This is a genomic window from Arthrobacter sp. STN4, from assembly GCF_024539665.1.
In the GTDB taxonomy this organism is placed as follows: domain Bacteria; phylum Actinomycetota; class Actinomycetes; order Actinomycetales; family Micrococcaceae; genus Specibacter.
In genome coordinates, this window is the sequence record NZ_JAKZGX010000075.1 from 1 (window position 1) to 1,146 (window position 1,146).

General features: G+C 67.0%; 1 protein-coding gene. It reads right to left on the minus strand.

Translation table 11 applies throughout. The features are described from left to right. Positions 1–331: 331 nt before the first annotated feature. The coding region (locus MMF96_RS19380) for an HNH endonuclease signature motif containing protein (RefSeq protein WP_256884474.1) at positions 332–1,146 on the minus strand (815 nt) is incomplete at its 5' end.

A 1,146-nucleotide genomic window follows, 5' to 3' on the forward strand; every position in this document is an offset into this window, starting at 1 on the left:
GGGCCGCGGCCTGCGACGGTCCGGAGGATGGGAACGGGGAGATCCCGGACCACGCCGCCTGCCACCTGTACCAGCAGGACTGGGGCATCCCGGTGGTGCTCTCCGCCGACGGTGCCAGCGAACTGGCCCTGGACCTGCGCGGGATGGACTGAGCCGGACTCGGCTGGACGCCGCGGGTCGGTCTGGTGTCCGGCGTCGGTCGAGCTTGTCGAGGCCCCCGCGGGTCGGGCTTGTGTCCGGCGGTCGGGCTTGTCGTGGCCTTGGTTTCGGCTGGCCCTATCAGCGGGGGCGGGCCTTATCAGCGGGGCGGGTTCAATGATCGGGTGGTCGGTCAGGTGCCGGGGAGGCCGTGGTGGTAGTGGTTTCGGAGTTTGGTTTGGGTGGGGTCGAGTTTGTAGCAGGGTGTGAACCAGGGGGTCCCGTTGATGAGTTCGATGCTCCACAGGCCTTGGTGGACGGTGTGGTGGTGGACTGTGCAGAGCAGGGCGCCGTTTGAGATGTCGGTTCCGCCGCCTTGGGACCATGGGATTATGTGGTGGGCGTCGGTGGTCATGGCGGTTCGTCGGCAGTGGGGGAAGCAGCAGCCTTTGTCGCGGGCGATGAGGATTTTGCGTTGGGTGTCGGTGAAGAAGCGTTGGGTGCGGCCGACGTTGAGGATGTTCTCTCCGTTGCCCAGGATCATGGTGGTGATGTCTGCGTCGCAGAGTTCTTCCTCGAGGAGGGCCAGGGGTTGGGGTCCGCTGTAGGGGAGGAAGGCGATGCCTCCGGGGCGGCCGTCCTTGGTGTGGCGTTGGAGTTCGGTTTCGTTGGTGGAGATGAACAGTTGGGGTTTGAGTCCGCCGTTCATGGGGAGTTTGCCGGTGCGGGCGGCGAGTTTGATGCAGTCGATCAGGCCGTCGAGGAGTTTTTGGGCGCGGGTGCGCCGGTCGGCCACGACGGGGTTGGTGCAGTCGGGGTCGATGGGGTCCAGTCCGGGCAGTTCCTGGTCGGATCCGGGTTCCGGGACCCAAATTCCGTTGACGAGGCGGGGCCAGGGCTGTGCCTGGGTGGTGGCGGGCGGTGTGTCCGGGCGGGGCGGGTCAGGGGTGGCGGGGATGTCCAGGAGGGTCTGCCCGGGAATCATGCCGTCCGTGGTGCCGGTGTGGT